Here is a 16,453-nt window from a genome sequence, read left to right on the forward strand (position 1 = left end):
ACTAGATACCCACGCTCGCCGGCCGCGCCTCGCGGCGGTCGCGGTCCCAGGTCAGCGTCATCCCCAGGCGGCTCGCGTCCCAGCCCATCGCTAGGAGCGTCACGGCGGCGGCCCCGAGGTCCGGTGGGCAGAGCGTGTCGCGGTTGCGGGTCCGCACGCAGTCGAGGAAGTGCGTCCACATCGCTTCCGTTTCGTTCCGCGGGGCGTCCACGGCGAACCGCTCGGTCGGTTCCAGCGGCTTGTCGTGCCGCTGCGGCAGCACGCCGGCCTTCTCCGGGTCGTCGCGGTAGAGGTGGACGCCGCCCTTCACGAACTTCACGTTCCCGTTGCGGCCGCGGATCACCTCTTCCAGCGGGTAGCCACTGATGGTCGTCGCCGTGAGTAGTATTTGCGTGCCCTCGCGGAAGTCCGCGATGATCGTCGCCACGTCCGGCACGTCGCGGCCGTCGCGCTCCAGGAACAGGCCGCCGGCCCCGGTGACGCGGTTCGGGAACCGCAGACCAGTGGCGGCGAGCATCTTCGTAGCGGGGTGAATGAGCAAGTCCGAGATCGGCCCGCTGCTGAACGCGGACCGGCACCGCCACTGGGTGAACGTGGCCCGGTCGAACGGCAGCACGCTCGGCGGCGGGCTGAGTTTCACGCCGTTCACGTCGAATCGGTGGCCGAGGAACAGGTCCCACGCGATCGTCTTCGGGTTCATCTGCTCGACGGTGCGGTAGAACCGCCACTGGCCGCGGGCGTCGTTGCGGAACGCCCCGGCTTGCAGCTGGGCGACGTGGCCGAGGTCGCCCTTGCGGATCAGGTCGTTCGCGGTTCGCCACGACGGGTCGGTCAACCCCTGCACGCCGACGACCACGACGCGGTTGGCCTTCGCCGCCGCGTCGGTCACAGCAATCGCCTCGGCCGGCGTTCGCGTCATCGGCTTCTCGACGTACACGTCCTTGCCCGCGGCCAGCGCGTCGAGCGTCTGCCGGGCGTGCCAGTGGTCCGGCGTGCTGATGCACACCACGTCCACGTCTTTGAGTTCCAACAAGCGGCGGTAGTCCTTCACCACGCGGGCTTTGTCGTTCGGGCTGAACCCGCACTTCACGGCCGACGGGTACAGGCCCTGCGAGTACCGGCGGCGGGTGCCGGTGCCGGCGAAGGTGTGCGTGTACTCCTCGTCGAGACCGTCCCACACGTCGCAGACGCCGGCCGGGGCGACTGCGTGCGCCTCGGCGAGCTTCAGGACGAGGTTGATGTGCGCCTGTGCCCGGCCGCCGCAGCCGAGGAACGCGACGCCGACGCGGTCGTTCGCGCCGGGCACCTTCGCGTAGCTGTCGGCCGCCAGCGTGAGGGCGGCCCCGGCGGCGGCCGTGCGGATGAACCGGCGGCGGTCGGGCGTGGGGGTTGGTGTGCTCATATACCTTGGATGTTACAGGACGGGAGGAGGTTCCGCACCGGCGACCTATTTCCATCCGAACCGGGCGACCACCGCAAAATGGTCCGACGCATCGCCGGGTAGGACGCGCGTCTCGACGTGCTTCCACGCCTTTGGGCCGAAGACGTAGTCGATGCGAATCTTCTTCTCCGGGAACGTCGGCGGGCCGTCGAACGCGCCCGCGAACTTGTCGCTGTCCTTCACCAGTGTGATCGACTCTTGTTTGGGCGTCGCGTTGAAGTCGCCGGCCAGCACGCACGGGCGGTCGCCGATGAAGTCGAGCAGTTGCCGGACCTGTGCTTCGTTGTTGCGGTGGTTGAACGAGTCGTTGTGGAGCGAACCGAGCAGGACCGTCTTGCCGTTCACCTCCGCCTCGGCGAACAGTGCCCGGCGGTTGTTGCCGGTGACGTAGAACGGCTGTCGGCCGGCGAGGGAGATGTTCGCGACGGGCGTCAGGGGCGTTCGCGAGAGGATCGCGTTGCCGCCGACCACGCGGTAGAACGGCAGGCCGAAGTTGTAGTTCTCGCCGAAGGCGTAGTGCGGCAGGCCGCACGCGCGGGCCAAGAACTCGACCTGATCCACGTTCGCCGGGCCGCACTCGGTCATCGCTTCCGACAGGAACACCAGGTCCGGCTGCTGCGCGCGAATCGTGAAGGCCATCTTCTTCAACTGGGCTTCGACCTCGGCTTTCGTCGCGAACCGCAGACCGCCGCTGTGGGCGAAGCCCTTCGCGATGTTGTAGGCCACAATGTGGACCTCGTTCGGCGTTGCGTGGGCCGGGCCGAGCTTCACGTTCGGCAGTTGTCCGACGATCGGCGTCTCGCCGGTCGCCAGCACGAGGCCGTTGACGGTGAACAGAGTCAGTCCCACGACCGCCATCAGGACCAGCGCGAGGGCGATACGCTTCAGCCACCGACCGACGGGGAATGCCTTCGCCGACGGCGTCGGGCCGAACGGCCACTTCCGGCCGAGACGGTGGTAGCCGGGTGCCGCTTTCGTCATCGCTTCCGGCGGCAGGTGCCGTTCGCACGATTCCAGGAACCGCGTGACGCCGGGGACCAACCGCGAGACGTGGAACGACCGGCCGTCCTGAAACGTGAGCGCGAACCACGAGTTCACCGGCGAGTACGCCAGTTCCTTCACCTGCGACCACGACTGCTGGGCCCGCCCCTTCCACGGCGACTTGCAATCAAGGCCCGTCGTCGTCGTGGTGAGTTGAAAGCGGAACGCTTCCCAGATGAGCAGGAACCCCGCCAGCCCCAGCACGACGGCCGTGACGACCACCGGCATCAGTGTCGCGTTCGACCGCGGCGGGAAGAAGATCACCCAGAGGCCGAGGATGAGTTCCGCCCCGAAGAACGACAGCACGGCAAAGAACTGCATGAGCTTGCCGTGGCGGAAGATGCTGGTGTCCCCTTCGACACGGTACGGCGGGGCCGCCCGCGATGTGGCGAACAGCAGCCACACGAAGCCGAAACCGAGCAGGGCGACGAGCGCGAGAACGAGGAGGGGCATGGCGAAGCCAAAGGAGTCAGGGGACAGGAGTCAGGAGTCAGTTTAGCGGCGACGCGGAGCGCGGGACCAACACCCTACTCGGCCATGCTGCAACTGACAAAGACCTTGTCCGGGACCGACGGCAGAGCCGCGACCAGCGCTTTGCGGGTCATCGGGGCCGGCTGCCGACCCAGACAGCCGTAATGCACGTCAACGGCCGACCCATTCACTCTGATACTGAACCCTCCGGTGCCCTCAAACAACACCACGCCCCGCAACAAGACATAGACAGGCCCGGTCGGCATCGGACGACCGACCAGTCGGGCCGCCTCGTCGGCACTGATCTGCTTGACGGCCGTATCGCTGAGCGCGGCCTGGCTCTCCTGCTGAAGGGTGTCGATCACCGGTGCGAATCGATCCTTTCCGAGCGGCACGAAATCGATCCGATCCGGGGACGGCGAATGCCACGAATCGGCCGTAATGAACGCGCGCTGATCGTTCGAGCCGCTCGGTGAATTTGGTCCCCCACAACCGACTACCGTGAAGATCAGGAGTATTGAGGATAGGCGGTAGATCGTCATTCTGCCTCCGATTGCTTCTCGCCGCTAAACGACGGTCGCGTTGGCCCGCTTCCGCTGGCGGTAGTACTTCAGCCCCGGCACGAAGAACGACACCGCCGACACGCACCCGAACGTCAGGTGCGCGAACCGCGGCACGGCGGCCATCAGCACGGCGGCGGCGAAGTTGAGCCCAGCGTAGAGGTAGAACCGGCCGGACAAGATGCCGGCCTTGAAGATCATCACCATCCCCGCGCCGACCGCGAGGGCTGGCGACAGCGTCAGTACCGGCAATCCGGCGACGACCTCGATCACGAACATGCCGATGCTGGCGCACACCCCGGCGGCCCAGGCGTGGGCGATCTGCTGTTCGACGAACAACACCGGCCCGGCCCGGCGGCGGAGCTTCCAGAGGATCGTGCCCCACGTTGCCAGCCCCACGGCCCAAATGCAGAGGTAGTACAGGTGCGACCGCACTCCTTCCCAGGTCAGCACCTGCGTGAGCAGGCAGAGCAGGAAGATCATGAGGCTGTGCCACATCCACAGCACGCCCCAGTTCTCCAGCACGTCGGCGTGGTGCGTCTCGCGCAGCATCCGCGACAGCACGTAACCGAGGCCGCTCGGCCGAGACGAGATCGCCTCGCCGTTCAGGTACGCTTCCAGGTCGCTCGCCAGAGCCGCGGCCGACTCGTACCGGAGGCCGGTCGGCTTTTGCAGGCACTTTAGAGCGATCAGTTCGACGTCGCGGTCGATGCTTGGGTTCAAGTCTCGCGGCGGGATCGGCTCTTGCTCAAGCACTTGCAGGACCGTGTCCACGGCCGTCGCCGCCCGGAACGGCGGCCGGCCGGTGAGCAGTTCGTAGAGGATCGCCCCGAGCGAATAAACATCGGCGGCCGGCGTCAGGTCTTTCCGCCCGGTCGCCTGCTCGGGGGCCATGTAGCTCGGCGTGCCGACGATGGCCCCGGTGCGGGTTAGCGATTCAGTGCCGTCGATCCGCTTCGCGAGGCCGAAGTCGGACACCTTCGGTTGGAATTCGGAATTCGGAATTCGGAATTCGGAATTCAAATCCGAGACCGGCTCGACTGTCTTTAATTCCGCGTTCCGAATTCCGCGTTCCGAATTGAGGAGGATGTTCGACGGCTTCAGATCGCGGTGCAAAATCCCCTGCTCGTGGGCGTGCTGCACCGCTCGCGCGATGGCCGCGACGAGGCGGGCGGCGTCGCGCGGGGGCAGGGGGCCGTCCTTCGCGAGTCGCTCAGCGAGCGTCCAGCCTTCGACGTACTCCATGCAGAAGTACGCCTGCCCGCTGGCCGTACCGACCTCGTAGACGGTGACGATGTTCGGGTGCTTGAGGCGGGCCGCCGACTCGGCCTCCGCGTGGAAACGGGCACGGTCCTCGTCGGACGCGAGATGGGCTTCCCGAACCATCTTGAGGGCGACGACCCGGTTGAGCGACTTCTGCCGGGCCTTGTAGACGACGCCCATGCCGCCGCGGCCGAGTTCGGCGAGCAGTTCGAAATCGCCGAACTCGCGCGGCAACGGGACGGCCACGATGTCGGTGGGAGTTTCGGTATACGGAAGCGTGGACGTGGACCGGGCCATGTCCGCGAACTGCGCGACGGCCCAGAGTTCGCGGAGTTCGGCCGCGAGGTCGGGGTTGGCCGCGACCGCCGCCGCCACGTCCGGCGCCTGCCCCGCTCGCTGCTGTTCGCCGAAGGCGGTCAGCAGGGCGGCGAGGCGTTCGTCGGTGGAGGTCGCTTGGAGCATGTTCAACCAGACTTGGTTCCGGCCGCGGTTTTTCCGCGAGGCCACTCGCGGCCCCGCACGTCCACGAGTATGATACCGCCGCGAACCCCTTCCGCACGCGAGTGATCGGGCATGGAACCGGCGTCACACAATCCCGACCGGACGCTGGAACAGACCCCGCCGTCGCCCGATACCACGCTCGCCCAGACCGAACCGTCGGCTTTCGCGACTGTCCCGCCGCCGGCCCGCGCGGTCGTGTCGGGCTTCGTCCTGGGGGACGAACTCGGCCGCGGTGGTATGGGTGTCGTCTACAAGGCGGTGCAGAGCGGATTGAACCGGACGGTTGCCCTGAAGATGGTCCTGAGCGGGGCCTACGCCGGCCGGGCGGAAGTCGCTCGGTTCCTCGGCGAAGCCGAGGCGGTCGCGGCGATTCGGCACCCCCACGTCATTCAGGTGTACGAGGTCGGCGAAAACGACGGGCGGCCGTTCTTCGCGATGGAATTCCTGATCGGCGGGTCGCTCGCTCGGCGGCTGAAAGATGGCGGGCCGATGCCGCCCCACGCCGCGGCCGAGTTGCTGGCGAAAATAGCCGACGGCGTCGAGGCCGCCCACGGGTTGGGCATCGTCCACCGCGACCTGAAGCCGGACAACATCCTGTTCGACGCGGCCGACGTGCCGAAGGTGGTGGACTTCGGCCTCGCGAAGCGTGGCACCACCGACTTGACCGCGACCGGGGCGATCATGGGCACGCCCTCGTACATGGCCCCGGAGCAGGCGGCCGGGCAAACCAAATTCGTCGGCCCGGCGGTGGACGTGTACGCCCTCGGCGTGATCCTCTTCGAGTGCCTGACCGGCCGCGTGCCGTTCGTCGGCAAGGACGTGTTGGCACTGTTGGAGAAGATCCGCGAAGAGTCCCCGCCGCGGGTGCGGGCGTTTGCGCCGGCGGTGCCGCGAGACCTGGAAACGGTGGTGGCGAAGTGCCTGGCCAAGAACCCGCAGGAGCGGTACCCGACGGCCGGGGCACTGGCGGCCGACCTCCGTCGGCACTTGGCCGGCGAACGCCCGCTAGCATCCGTCCGCGGAAGCAGCATGGGCGGGGTGTGGGCGGCCCTCGACCGCGGCCGGCACGCCGCCGAGTTCGCCGCGTACTCGACGCTGTTCCTGTGGCTGGCCGTGCTGATGGTGTGCGCCGACTGCGCGATGGGCCTGTGGATGAACGGCGTCGTGCCGCAGGCGGTCGGGGTGTCGTGCTCGCTGGTGCGGGTGTTCGGCGTTCCCATTGTCGTCTACCGTTACGCCGGGCGGGCGGTGGGGTCGGCCAGTTCCCGGTTCCTCGTGGCCCTGTGGGCGGGGTACCTGGTCGGCTGCGTCGTGGTCGGACTGGTGGACACGATCATCTTGCGGCAGGGCGAACCGTCGTACCACGACTACGTGCAATTCACCCTGATGGCCGGCGTGGCATTCGTCGCCCTCGGCCCGCAGTATTGGGGCTGGTGCTACGCCTTCGGGGCCGGCTTCCTACTGCTGCCCTTCGCGATGACGGCATGTCCGATGGCGTCCGCGTTCCTGTTCGCGCTGATGTGGGGCGTCTCGCTCGTGACGATCTCGGCCCACCTGCGGCGGCTTTCCCGGCTGGCCGCCGCGGGGTGAATCGGCCTCTCGTTGACCTGCGTCGTCAATCCGGCGTATGCGGGAACTCGACCGAGAGCGATTCTCCGCAGGCCGTCGTAAGGGCGGCCGCTGCACGGGACCGGCTTTCGGGCAGTAGCGGTAGCTGAAACGTGATGGTCATATGCCCCGCGTGAACTCGCTCCGTTACGACAACTTCGCCCAGCGGTTCGTCCAGCACGAGCGACAGCGTGCCCGTGCGAATCGTCGAACGGCTTCCTGTAAGCCCGGCACCGACGCGACCCCAGATCGACCGAGCTGGGTGGTACAGCCGCAGGTAGGGCAAGAGAGCCCGAAAGACGTACTGCACTTCTCGATGAGGGCACGGAATCATCTCGTACCAGGTGATCCCGCACCGATAACCCATGCGGGCTGCGACGAGACTCGGCGTCGGGTCGGTTTCGATCACCATCAGGTCCGCCCCGTCGCGGATCGACATGAGGAGGATCATGGCCACCAGCCGCGGGTGCGTTGGGTCCCGCTCATCGGCGAGGATGCGTCGAAAATCGAATACTCGCTCGCTCGCCATTCTTCTCCCTTACGCCAGTTGCACTTCAGCCGGTTGCACCACGAAGGCGTCCTGGCCGGCCGGCAGCGGGGAGAGCTTCAACTCGCGGACGCGCCAGCCGGGGTGCTGCACTTCGCCGGTGTACGGCGGCTGACCGGTCACGTTGCCGAGGACGCGGATGGCCGACGGGTCGAAGCCGGCCGGGACCGTCACCTTGTCGCCCTCCGTGCCGGCGACGATCGGTTCGAGCGTCAGGTGCTGCTTCAGCACGCCCTGGGCCTTGCGGTGGATGTCCCGCACGGCTTGGCCGACTTGCGCGTCCTGGTAGCCGCCGATGTCTTCCAGCAAGAAGTCGAGGAGGCGGGCTTCCGATTGCAGGAGCGCGAGCAAGCGGAGCGGTTCGCCGGTCGGCTTCGTGATCGTCGGCTTGGACTTGGCCGTGGAAGCGGGCGGCGGGGGTGGGGGCGAGGTTGCTGCCGGCGGCGGAGAACTCGGTGCGGGAATCGACTGTGGCGGCAGGCCCATCAGTTCGTTGACTTTGTTCCCGAAGGTGGGATCGATGTTTGACCGGCCGGCGACGTTAAGCCCCCACGACGCCTTCCCGATGCTACCCGCGCGGGCGATCATCACCACCGTGAACAGGAAGCCCGCGACTATCAGACCGACCACGAATCCGAGCAGGTATTCCATCGCCGATTCCTTTGTTCAGAGCAACTTTCGCGGAAGGCCGCACGTTGCTGTTGTACGGATTACGGTCGCCGCTTGACCTTCGCCGTCCGGCGGTTTACCATCTTCTTACCTACCCCCGCGGGCCGCCCGCCCGCTCTCGCGCCGGCTTCCACGCGCGTCTGCCTTCGGAGTCTCTCCCCATGCGACGACCTCTCCTCGCGGTCGCGTTCTTGGTCGCGTCGGTCGCGCTCGGCCAACAGCCGCAGAACTTGCTGCCCCAACCGCGGATCAACTCGATTTTCCCCGTCGGAGCGAAAGCCGGCACCGCGGTCGACGTCACCACGCTCGGCACGGACCTCGACGATGCCACCGGACTGCTGTTCTCGCACCCCGGCATCAAGGGCGAACTCGTCGCGCCGCCGGCCGACCCGCCGATGGACGCGAAGAAAAAAGACGCGCCGAAGATGAGTAAGAAGGCCGCCCCGCCGACGGAGGCGAAGTTCAAGATCAGCGTGGCCGCCGACGTGCCGCCGGGGGCGTACGACGTGCGCGTCGTCAACAAGTGGGGCGTCAGCAACCCGCGGCTGTTCGTCATCGGCGACAAGCCGGAGGTGAACGAGAAGGAATCGAACAACGACACCGGCGAGGCCCAGAAGGTCGAACTCAACAGCGTCGTGAACGGCGTCGTCAGCAATCAGGTCGATGTGGATTACACGGCGTTCACGGCGAAGGCCGGGCAGCGGGTGCTGATCCACTGTGCCGCGAGCAGCATCGACAGCAAGCTGAAGCCGCTGATCGAAGTCTTCGCCCCGGACGGCAGGAGGATCGCGAACGCCCGCAATTACCAGGACGCCGACGCCCTCGCCGACGTGACGATTCCCGCCGACGGCGAGTACCTCGTTCGCCTCACGGAGTTCGCCCACCAGTCCGGCAGTGCCGACCACTTCTACCGGCTGACGATCACGACCGCCCCGTGGATCGACGCCGTGTTCCCGCCGATGGTCGAACCGGGTAAGGCCACGAGCGTCACCGTGTACGGCCGCAACCTGCCGGGCGGAAAGCCGGTCGCGGGCATGATGCTCGACGGCCGGCCGATCGAGTCGATCACCGCGTCCGTCACGCCGCCGATCCAGGCGGGGCAAACGCAGTTTCGCCGACGGATCGACCCGCCGACCGGATTACAGGACAGCTTCGAGTACCGGCTGCCGGGGTCAAACGCCGTGCCGATCTATCTCGCGGCCGGGCTAATCACGTTGGAGAAGGCGACGGACAACGACAAGCCCGAGACGGCCGAGCCGCTCACGGTGCCGTGCGAACTCGCGGGGATGATCGAGAAACGGTACGACCGCGACTGGTACAGTTTCACCGCGAAGAAGGGCGACGTGTTCATGGTGGAGTTGTTCGCCGACCGCATCGGTTCCGCGATGGACGGGTTCCTGACGATCCGCAACGCGGCCACCAAACAGGACATCGCGAGCGAAAACACGCTCGACGACGACGTGGAAGCGCTGCACCCGACGAGCTTCTTCAGCCGGAACAGCGACCCGGTTGCGTTCAAGTTCACCGCCCCGGCCGACGGCACGTTCCTGATCCTCGTGGGCAGCCGCGATGCGAACGTCAGCTACGGCCCGCGGAGCTTTTACCGGCTGCGGATCAGCCCGGCGAAGCCCGACTTCCGGGCGGTGGTGATGCCGCGAAATCGCGAAGCCCCGGCCACCGTCACGGCCCGGCCGGACGGCGAGGTCGCGTTCGACGTGTTCGTAGAACGCACCGGCGGCTTCACCGGCCCCGTCATCGCGACGGCCGAGAGCCTGCCCCCCGGCGTCACGGCTGCGCCCGCGACCATCGGCACGAACCAGAAGTGGGGCACGCTCGTCCTTTCCGCGGCCGACACGCTCAAGGACACTGAAACCGCGATCAAGGTGAAGGTGTCGGCCACGATCAACGGCCAGACCGTAGCCCGCGATGCCCGCCCGGCAACAATCACCTGGGGCTTGCCGAACCAGCAGAACGTGCCGACGGTCGCCCGCCTGGATCAGACGCTGGTACTCGCCACCCGCGGCGACAAGTCGCCCTTCCGCATCAAGGCCGACCTGAGTGCCGCCACGGTGAAGGTGGACGGCAAGGACCAGAAGTTCACCGGCCCCATCGTGGTGAAGGCCGGCGACAAGATCACGGTGCCGGTGAAGGTGACGTGGCAGGACAAGGAGCCCCGCGCGGGGGCGGTGAACGTGTTCATGGACGCGACGCAGCAGAACATGAACCAGGCGGCCGTGAGCGTGAACAACGGCCAGCCGACGCCGACGCCTATCGCGAAGGACAAGACCGAGGGCGCGATCGTCGTGGACGTGCGGAACAACGCCGCCCCCGGCACCTACGCCATCCCGCTCCGCGGCGAGACGACGGTGAAGTTCGCCAAAGACCCGATGGGCAAGGACAAGAAGGACGTGACCGTCCTCGCGTTCGCCGCCCCGTTCGAGGTGAAGGTGATCCCGACGACGCTCGGCCGGTTGTCGGCCCAATCGCCGGGCAACCTCAAGCAAGGTATGACCGCCGAGGTGACGGTTCGCATCGACCGGCAGTTCGACTTCGACGGCCCGTTCGTGGTGAAGGTGCAACTGCCCAAGGAAGCCGTCGGCGTGACCGTCGAGGACGCGACCATCCCGGCCGGGGCGAGCGAAGCGAAAGTGAAGCTAACGGCCGCGAAGGACGCGAAGATCGGCGGCCTCAACAACGTCGGCGTAACGGCTGTCGCGAAATGGGACGGCCAGTACGAGACGAAGCACGAATCGAAGTTTAATCTGAACGTGACGAAATGACCGACAGCGTAAGACAAGGTGACGCTCTGAACGAGCATCATGTGATCCAACCCACAGTCCGCCTCGAATCGGTCCGTTTTCGGATTTGTTACGCACTGGTCTGTGGAGCCGTGATGGGATTGCTCGGCGTCTCAGGTCGGGCCACGGCCGAACACTGGAAGGGGCACGAACTGGAGCAGGTCGATTTGCTCGTGAAATTCCTACAGGAGATAGGGTTGGGTTTTATTGTCACTCTCGTTGTTACGTATCAGATGCTCCGAGTGGTCCGTCAAGAAGCGACGCCACGGACGCTAACTCTCACTGCAGATACACACCCAATCGGAGAATAGTATGCGATCACTCGCTCTCCTCTTTCTTCTCCCCGCGGTCGCCGTCGGCCAGGAGAAGAAAGAATCCAAACTCACGCCGATCGCGCCGGCCACGCTGACGCGGAAGGAGCCGATCGACTACGCGAAGGACGTGCAGCCGATCTTCGCGGCGAAGTGTACCGTCTGCCACTCCGGGTCGGAGCAAAAGGGCAAGTTCGACATCGGCACGTTCCCGGCACTCATGAAGGGGGGGCGACGCGGCGTCGCCATCATCGCCGGCAAGCCGGCCGAAAGTCCGCTGTACCTCTATTCCAGTCACAACAAGGCCCCGGTGATGCCGCCGAAGGCGGAGGAGAACGACCTGACGGCGAACGAGGTCGCGGTCTTGAAGCTCTGGATCGAGCAAGGGGCAAAAGGCCCCGCCGGACCGGAAATTAAGGCGCGGCCGACGGTCGTGCTGACGCTGCCGCCGGCGCTCGTCAAGCCGGTGCGGGCCGTCGCCATCAGCCCGGAGAAGGCCGACAAGGCCGTCGTCGCGGCCGGCCGCGGCAACCAGATTCACCTCTTCGACGGCAAGACCGGGGCGTTCAAGTCCACCCTCATCGACCCGACGCTGAAGACCGCTGCCGGCAAGGTCGCGAACTCCGCGCACATCTCGCTCGTCGAGTCGCTCGCGTACTCGCCGGACGGCAAAACGCTCGCCAGCGGTAGTTTCCAGGAGTTGACGCTGTGGGACGCCGAGAAGGGCACGGTGCGTCAGCGCATCGGCGGATTCGCCGACCGCGTCGTGGCCATCGCGTACTCGCCCGATGGCAAGCTCCTTGCCACCGGCGGCGGTGCCCCGACCGAGGACGGCGAGGTCAAGGTCTTCGACGCCGCCACCGGCAAGCTCGCCTTCGAGGTCAAGAGCGGCCACAGTGACACCGTCTTCGGCGTCTGCTTCTCGCCGGACGGCAAGTTGCTCGCCACCGGCGGGGCAGACAAGTTCGTGAAGGTGTGGGAAGTGCCGGGCGGCAAGTTCGTGAAGTCGTTCGAGGGGCACACCCACCACGTCCTCGACGTGGGTTGGACGGCTGACGGCAAGAAACTCGTCTCGGCTGGGGCGGACAACATTCTCAAGGTGTGGGACTACGAGAAGGGCGAGAAGGCCCGCGACATCCCGGGCCACAAGCTACAAGTCACGCGGTTGGCGTTCGTGCCGAAAACGCAGACGTTCCTGAGCGTCAGCGGCGACAAGACGGCCGTCCTGTGGAACGGCGACAACGGCGGCTCGATGCGGAGCTACGCCGGCAGTCAGGACTTCTTGTACGCGGTGGCGACCAACCCGGATGGTAACCTCGTGGCGACCGGCGGCGAGGAAGGCATCGTGCGGCTGTACAACGGCACGAACGGGCAACTCGTGAAGGCGATGCTGCCGCCCGACGCGGAACCGAAGAAGGACGAGAAGAAGTAATACACGGGTGCCAGAGGGCACTTCGCGGTCTTCTACAACTTCTTGAAGAGTACCATCCCGAGGCCCAGCAAGAGGGCGATGGCGACGATCGCGATGGGGTACCACGGCCCCGGTACATCGGTCGGCACCTCGCCCACCCGGATCGGCGGGTGCAGTTCGCCCCGCAGTTTCCACTTGAGCCAAATGCCGGTCAACCCAACGCCGAGCACGATGACGGGAACGATCAACGGGAGGATCCCGTCGATGGGGTGCCGCAGGTGGACCAAGAGGGCCGCCGTTCCGAAAACGCTTGCCAGGATGCCGCACCCGAGCACGATGGTCGGGATGCCCGAGGCGGGTTGTTCGGGGGCGTCGGGGGGTGGCATCGGAAAACGCCTTTCGCGTGCGGAGGCTGATCGGCCCTGGAAGACCCTGCCGGTCGTGCTGTAAGTAGCACTTGTACAAACGAGCAAGTTCGCGGTTCGCCGTTGAGTCCCGGCGGTTTTCCCGCTAGGGTTGAAGTAGAGATACTCTCCAATCGCACCCGTGGCCGGGGGGCACAAGCGTGGCGCTGACACCCGTGGACCGTGACCTGCTCCAACGCTGTTTGAAGAAACAGCCCGGGGCGTGGAATGATTTCGTCGACCGCTACTTGAGCCTGCTCTACCACGTCATCGGCTACACGGCCCACCTGCGGAGTTCGAAGGTCAACGCGGAAGACGTCGAAGACATCGCGGCCGAAATCCTGTTGCAGATCGTCGCCGACGATTACAAGGTGCTCAAGCAGTTCCGCGGCAACGCCACGCTCGCCACCTACCTGACGGTCATCGCCCGCCGCATTTGCGTTCACGAACTGACCCGCCGCCAGTCGGTGCGGGACGCGATCCGCAAGGGCGACGCGAAGGTCGAGGACGTGCCTGATTCCGCGGAAGGGACCGTCGCCGAGTTGAAGAGCCTCGAACGGCTCGACGAGGTGGACCGCCTCCTGCGGAAACTGTCCGGCCGCGAGCGCGAGATCGTGCGGCTGTTCTACCTGGAAGGCCGAACGTACGAAGAGATCAGCACCGAAACTGGTGTGCCGGTGAACACGATCGGGGCGGCCCTCACCCGCGCTCGCGAGAAGCTGCGGAAGTACCGCAAGAGCCGCACGGACATCGCCGCCTTGACGCCGGCCCAAGTTCGCGCGTCCCGCAAGCCCGAGAAGAAGGCGGAGATCAAGACGGGCGAGGCAAAATAGCCGGCGGGATGCGGCGCAACTGGCTTTCCGGCCTGAAGGGCCGGTTCTGTCAGCCCAGGCCGAAGGCCTGGGTAGCGATGATACAAACGACCCGGCCCTGAAGGGGCCGTTCATTCCGGCCTGCGGGAATGAACGGCCCCTTCAGGGCCGAAATTCTTTCTAAACCCTACCCAGGCCTTCGGCCTGGGCTGACAGAACCGGCCCTTCAGGCCGGAAAACCCAGAGCAGTTTAGAATCAGGGGGCTGACGCCCCCCGCTCGCCAATGCCGGTTGCCAACATTTCTTCCGCCCCTTCGTCCTTCAATTTCGCCGCGAGTTCCTGTCCAACCGCTACCGGCGTGTCGGCCGGGCCGCGGTGTGTGGCCGTGATGCGACGGCGGCCGTCCGGCGACAGCACCGCGCCGCGAACCGTCAGCACGCCGTCGGCTAGTTTCGAGGTTGCCCCGATCGGCACGAGGCAGCCACCGCCGAGCGTCCACAGCATCGCCCGCTCGGCCAGCACGCGGGACCACGTTTCCGCGTGGTTGATCGCTTCCAGAATGCCCCGTGTTTCCGCGTCTGCCTCCCGACACTCCAGGCCGATGGCCCCTTGCCCCACGGCTGGTAGCATCCAGGTCGGGTCGAGGATTTCCGTGATCCGCGAACCGAGGCCGAGCCGTAATAGGCCCGCTTCGGCGAGGATGATGCCGTCGAGGCTTTGTTCGTCGAGCTTCCGCAACCGCGTGTCCACGTTGCCGCGGAGTTCTACCAACCGCAGGTCGGGGCGGTAGTTCAAAATCTGAGCGCGGCGGCGGAGACTGCTCGTGCCCAACGTCGCGCCGCTCGGCAGGTCGTCGAAGCGGCCGTACTTCGTCGAGAGGAAGGCGTCGCCGTTCGGCGCGCGTTCCGGCGTGGCCGCTAGAATCACGCCGTCGGTCGGGATCGTCGGCAGGTCTTTCAAGCTGTGAACCGCCACGTCGGCCGTCTTGTCGAGGATGGCGTTCTGGATGGCCTTCGTGAAGACGCCGAAGCCGCCCATCTGCGAAAGGGCCGACGCCTGATCGCGGTCGCCGTGCGTCTCGATGCGGACGAGTTCCACCGGCCGCGGGTCGAGGATCGGCCGCAAGAGGGCCGCGACGTGGTTGGCCTGCCACAGGGCGAGTGGGCTGCCGCGGGTGCCGAGTTTCAGAGGGGTTGTCATGGAGGAAGTTTAGGAAAAGAAGAAGCCCGCGGACGTTCATCCGCGGGCTTTGAAGGTTCATCTCAGGTGGCTTTACCAGTCGCCGCCGCCACCGCCGAAGTCGCCACCACCGCCACCGAAGTCACCACCGCCGCCGCCGAAGTCGCCGCCGCCACCGGTGTCGCCGCCCCAGTCGCCACCGCCGCCAGCATCGCCGCCCGAGTCACCCCAGTCGCCGCCGCCGTCGCCGCCTTCGGCCCCGCCGTCGTAGTTGCCGTCGCCGGTGTCGGTGTTCGAGCCGTTGTCGTTGCCGTAAGAGTCGCCGGCCATTGCGTCGTTGTGGTAGGAGTTACCCCCGAAGAAGCTGTTGTACATCCACATCCCCGCGGCCGCCCCGAACATCCCGCCGAGCAGGCTGCTGAAGAAGCCGCCGCCCCCACCGCCGCCGCCGTACCCACCCCCACCGCCGTAGCCGCCACCCCCACCACCGCCGCCTGTGAAGGCACGGATGAGGGCGGTGACGAGCCACACGCCGAGGAGGACACACGCGATCATGCAAATCCAGCCGCCCACGCCGCTCCCCTTGTGGTCTGCCGCCACGTTATGGTTCGGACTGGCCTTGTGGCCCGCTTCCGGGGCCGAGGTATCCTTGAGGTCCGAGATCACCAACTCGGTCGCGGAAACCAAGGCCGCGTCCATCTCTTTCTTCGCCGCGTCACCCGCCAGCTTTTGATCGAGCTGCGTTTTCATCGCGCGGGTGAAGACCGAACTCACTTCCCCGGCCTTCTTGTCGTGGAAGCTCCGGAACCGATCCACTTGCTCGTCCGTCACGGTGACGGCGTAGTAGTTCTTCTCAGTGTGGTAGAGCAGAACGAAGACGTCGCCCTTGCGGTCCTTCGACTTCGCCAGTTCCCTCGCCCAACTCGCGAAGAACCGCTTCCGCGAGTCGTTGTCCTTCTTCGCGGTGTCGAAATCGGCCTTTTTACCCTCGGGAATGCTACTCACCGTGTAAACGAACAGGTGCGTCGGGCTTTTGAACGTCGTCCCGTTGAACGCTTCCTTCGCCTTGCTGACGCCGTCGGTCGAAAAGAGGCTTGCGCCGTCATCGACCTTCATCGTGCCGGATTCTTCCGCCGCTCGGGCGGGAAGGGCGGTCAGGCCCCCCGCGAAGAGGGCGACGGTCAGTGCCAAACCTCGGAACAATCGATTCATGGTTTAGTCCTCCACCCTCGGATGTTAGGGCCAACGGATGAACCGTTGTCGTGGTATTCTACCACCCGCATTCTCACGGTTTTCACGAAATCGGTCCACCGAAATCCGTTTCCCCTCGCTGCCTCCCGGCCGTCGGCAGTCTATCATGTCCGACACCGACCGCCGCTGTAAATCGCGAACGAGGAAACGCTTCGGCCGCGTCCAGTTGCGGTACGGGGCGCATC

General features: G+C 66.2%; 13 protein-coding genes. 4 read left to right on the plus strand and 9 right to left on the minus strand.

Annotated features, from left to right (window positions below; translation table 11 throughout):
* Nucleotide 1 precedes the first annotated feature (1 nt).
* From PX52LOC_RS15110 to PX52LOC_RS15125, 4 genes are all read right to left on the minus strand, one after another.
* The gene (locus tag PX52LOC_RS15110) at nucleotides 2–1,402 is read right to left on the minus strand and encodes a Gfo/Idh/MocA family protein (protein WP_149110896.1); all 1,401 of its coding nucleotides are present in this window, start codon (nucleotides 1,400–1,402) and stop codon (nucleotides 2–4) included.
* Nucleotides 1,403–1,447: 45 nt separating this feature from the next.
* Nucleotides 1,448–2,935, minus strand: a complete 1,488-nt coding sequence (locus PX52LOC_RS15115; protein ID WP_149110897.1) for an endonuclease/exonuclease/phosphatase family protein — start codon at nucleotides 2,933–2,935, stop codon at nucleotides 1,448–1,450.
* Between the two features lie 74 nt (nucleotides 2,936–3,009).
* Nucleotides 3,010–3,495: a hypothetical protein gene (locus tag PX52LOC_RS15120; protein WP_149110898.1), complete on the minus strand. Its 486-nt coding sequence runs from the start codon at nucleotides 3,493–3,495 to the stop codon at nucleotides 3,010–3,012.
* A gap of 24 nt (nucleotides 3,496–3,519) precedes the next feature.
* Nucleotides 3,520–5,238 (minus strand): serine/threonine-protein kinase, encoded by a 1,719-nt coding sequence (locus PX52LOC_RS15125; protein ID WP_149110899.1) that lies wholly within the window; start codon nucleotides 5,236–5,238, stop codon nucleotides 3,520–3,522.
* A gap of 111 nt (nucleotides 5,239–5,349) precedes the next feature.
* On the opposite strand from PX52LOC_RS15125, the gene PX52LOC_RS15130 reads away from it, so the two are divergent.
* The gene (locus tag PX52LOC_RS15130) at nucleotides 5,350–6,867 is read left to right on the plus strand and encodes a serine/threonine-protein kinase (RefSeq protein WP_149110900.1); all 1,518 of its coding nucleotides are present in this window, start codon (nucleotides 5,350–5,352) and stop codon (nucleotides 6,865–6,867) included.
* Between the two features lie 25 nt (nucleotides 6,868–6,892).
* Here the strand turns inward: PX52LOC_RS15130 and PX52LOC_RS15135 are convergent, their stop codons facing one another.
* Both PX52LOC_RS15135 and PX52LOC_RS15140 read right to left on the minus strand, forming a co-directional pair.
* Nucleotides 6,893–7,414: a hypothetical protein gene (locus PX52LOC_RS15135; RefSeq protein ID WP_149110901.1), complete on the minus strand. Its 522-nt coding sequence runs from the start codon at nucleotides 7,412–7,414 to the stop codon at nucleotides 6,893–6,895.
* Between the two features lie 9 nt (nucleotides 7,415–7,423).
* Nucleotides 7,424–8,083 carry a DUF2760 domain-containing protein gene (locus tag PX52LOC_RS15140; RefSeq protein ID WP_149110902.1) on the minus strand — a complete coding sequence of 220 codons (660 nt, stop codon included), beginning with the start codon at nucleotides 8,081–8,083 and terminating at the stop codon, nucleotides 7,424–7,426.
* 179 nt (nucleotides 8,084–8,262) lie between these two features.
* On the opposite strand from PX52LOC_RS15140, the gene PX52LOC_RS15145 reads away from it, so the two are divergent.
* The gene (locus tag PX52LOC_RS15145) at nucleotides 8,263–10,881 is read left to right on the plus strand and encodes a hypothetical protein (RefSeq protein ID WP_149110903.1); all 2,619 of its coding nucleotides are present in this window, start codon (nucleotides 8,263–8,265) and stop codon (nucleotides 10,879–10,881) included.
* Nucleotides 10,882–11,211: 330 nt separating this feature from the next.
* Nucleotides 11,212–12,642, plus strand: a complete 1,431-nt coding sequence (locus PX52LOC_RS15150) for a WD40 domain-containing protein (RefSeq protein WP_149110904.1) — start codon at nucleotides 11,212–11,214, stop codon at nucleotides 12,640–12,642.
* A 32-nt stretch (nucleotides 12,643–12,674) separates the two neighbouring features.
* On the opposite strand, the gene PX52LOC_RS15155 is transcribed toward PX52LOC_RS15150, so the two are convergent.
* The gene (locus tag PX52LOC_RS15155) at nucleotides 12,675–13,007 is read right to left on the minus strand and encodes a hypothetical protein (RefSeq protein WP_149110905.1); all 333 of its coding nucleotides are present in this window, start codon (nucleotides 13,005–13,007) and stop codon (nucleotides 12,675–12,677) included.
* A gap of 179 nt (nucleotides 13,008–13,186) precedes the next feature.
* Here PX52LOC_RS15155 and PX52LOC_RS15160 point away from each other — a divergent pair, with 179 nt between their 5' ends.
* Nucleotides 13,187–13,858, plus strand: coding sequence for an RNA polymerase sigma factor (locus PX52LOC_RS15160; protein ID WP_149110906.1), 672 nt, complete (start codon nucleotides 13,187–13,189; stop codon nucleotides 13,856–13,858).
* A 235-nt stretch (nucleotides 13,859–14,093) separates the two neighbouring features.
* Here the strand turns inward: PX52LOC_RS15160 and hemC are convergent, their stop codons facing one another.
* Together hemC and PX52LOC_RS40535 are read right to left on the minus strand one after the other, a co-directional pair.
* Entirely contained in the window at nucleotides 14,094–15,038 is a 945-nt protein-coding gene (hemC, locus tag PX52LOC_RS15165; RefSeq protein ID WP_149110907.1) for a hydroxymethylbilane synthase, read from the minus strand.
* A gap of 72 nt (nucleotides 15,039–15,110) precedes the next feature.
* Nucleotides 15,111–16,229: a hypothetical protein gene (locus tag PX52LOC_RS40535; RefSeq protein ID WP_168219007.1), complete on the minus strand. Its 1,119-nt coding sequence runs from the start codon at nucleotides 16,227–16,229 to the stop codon at nucleotides 15,111–15,113.
* Nucleotides 16,230–16,453 lie beyond the last annotated feature (224 nt).

Origin of the sequence: Limnoglobus roseus (assembly GCF_008254045.1) — a bacterium.
Taxonomy (GTDB): domain Bacteria; phylum Planctomycetota; class Planctomycetia; order Gemmatales; family Gemmataceae; genus Limnoglobus; species Limnoglobus roseus.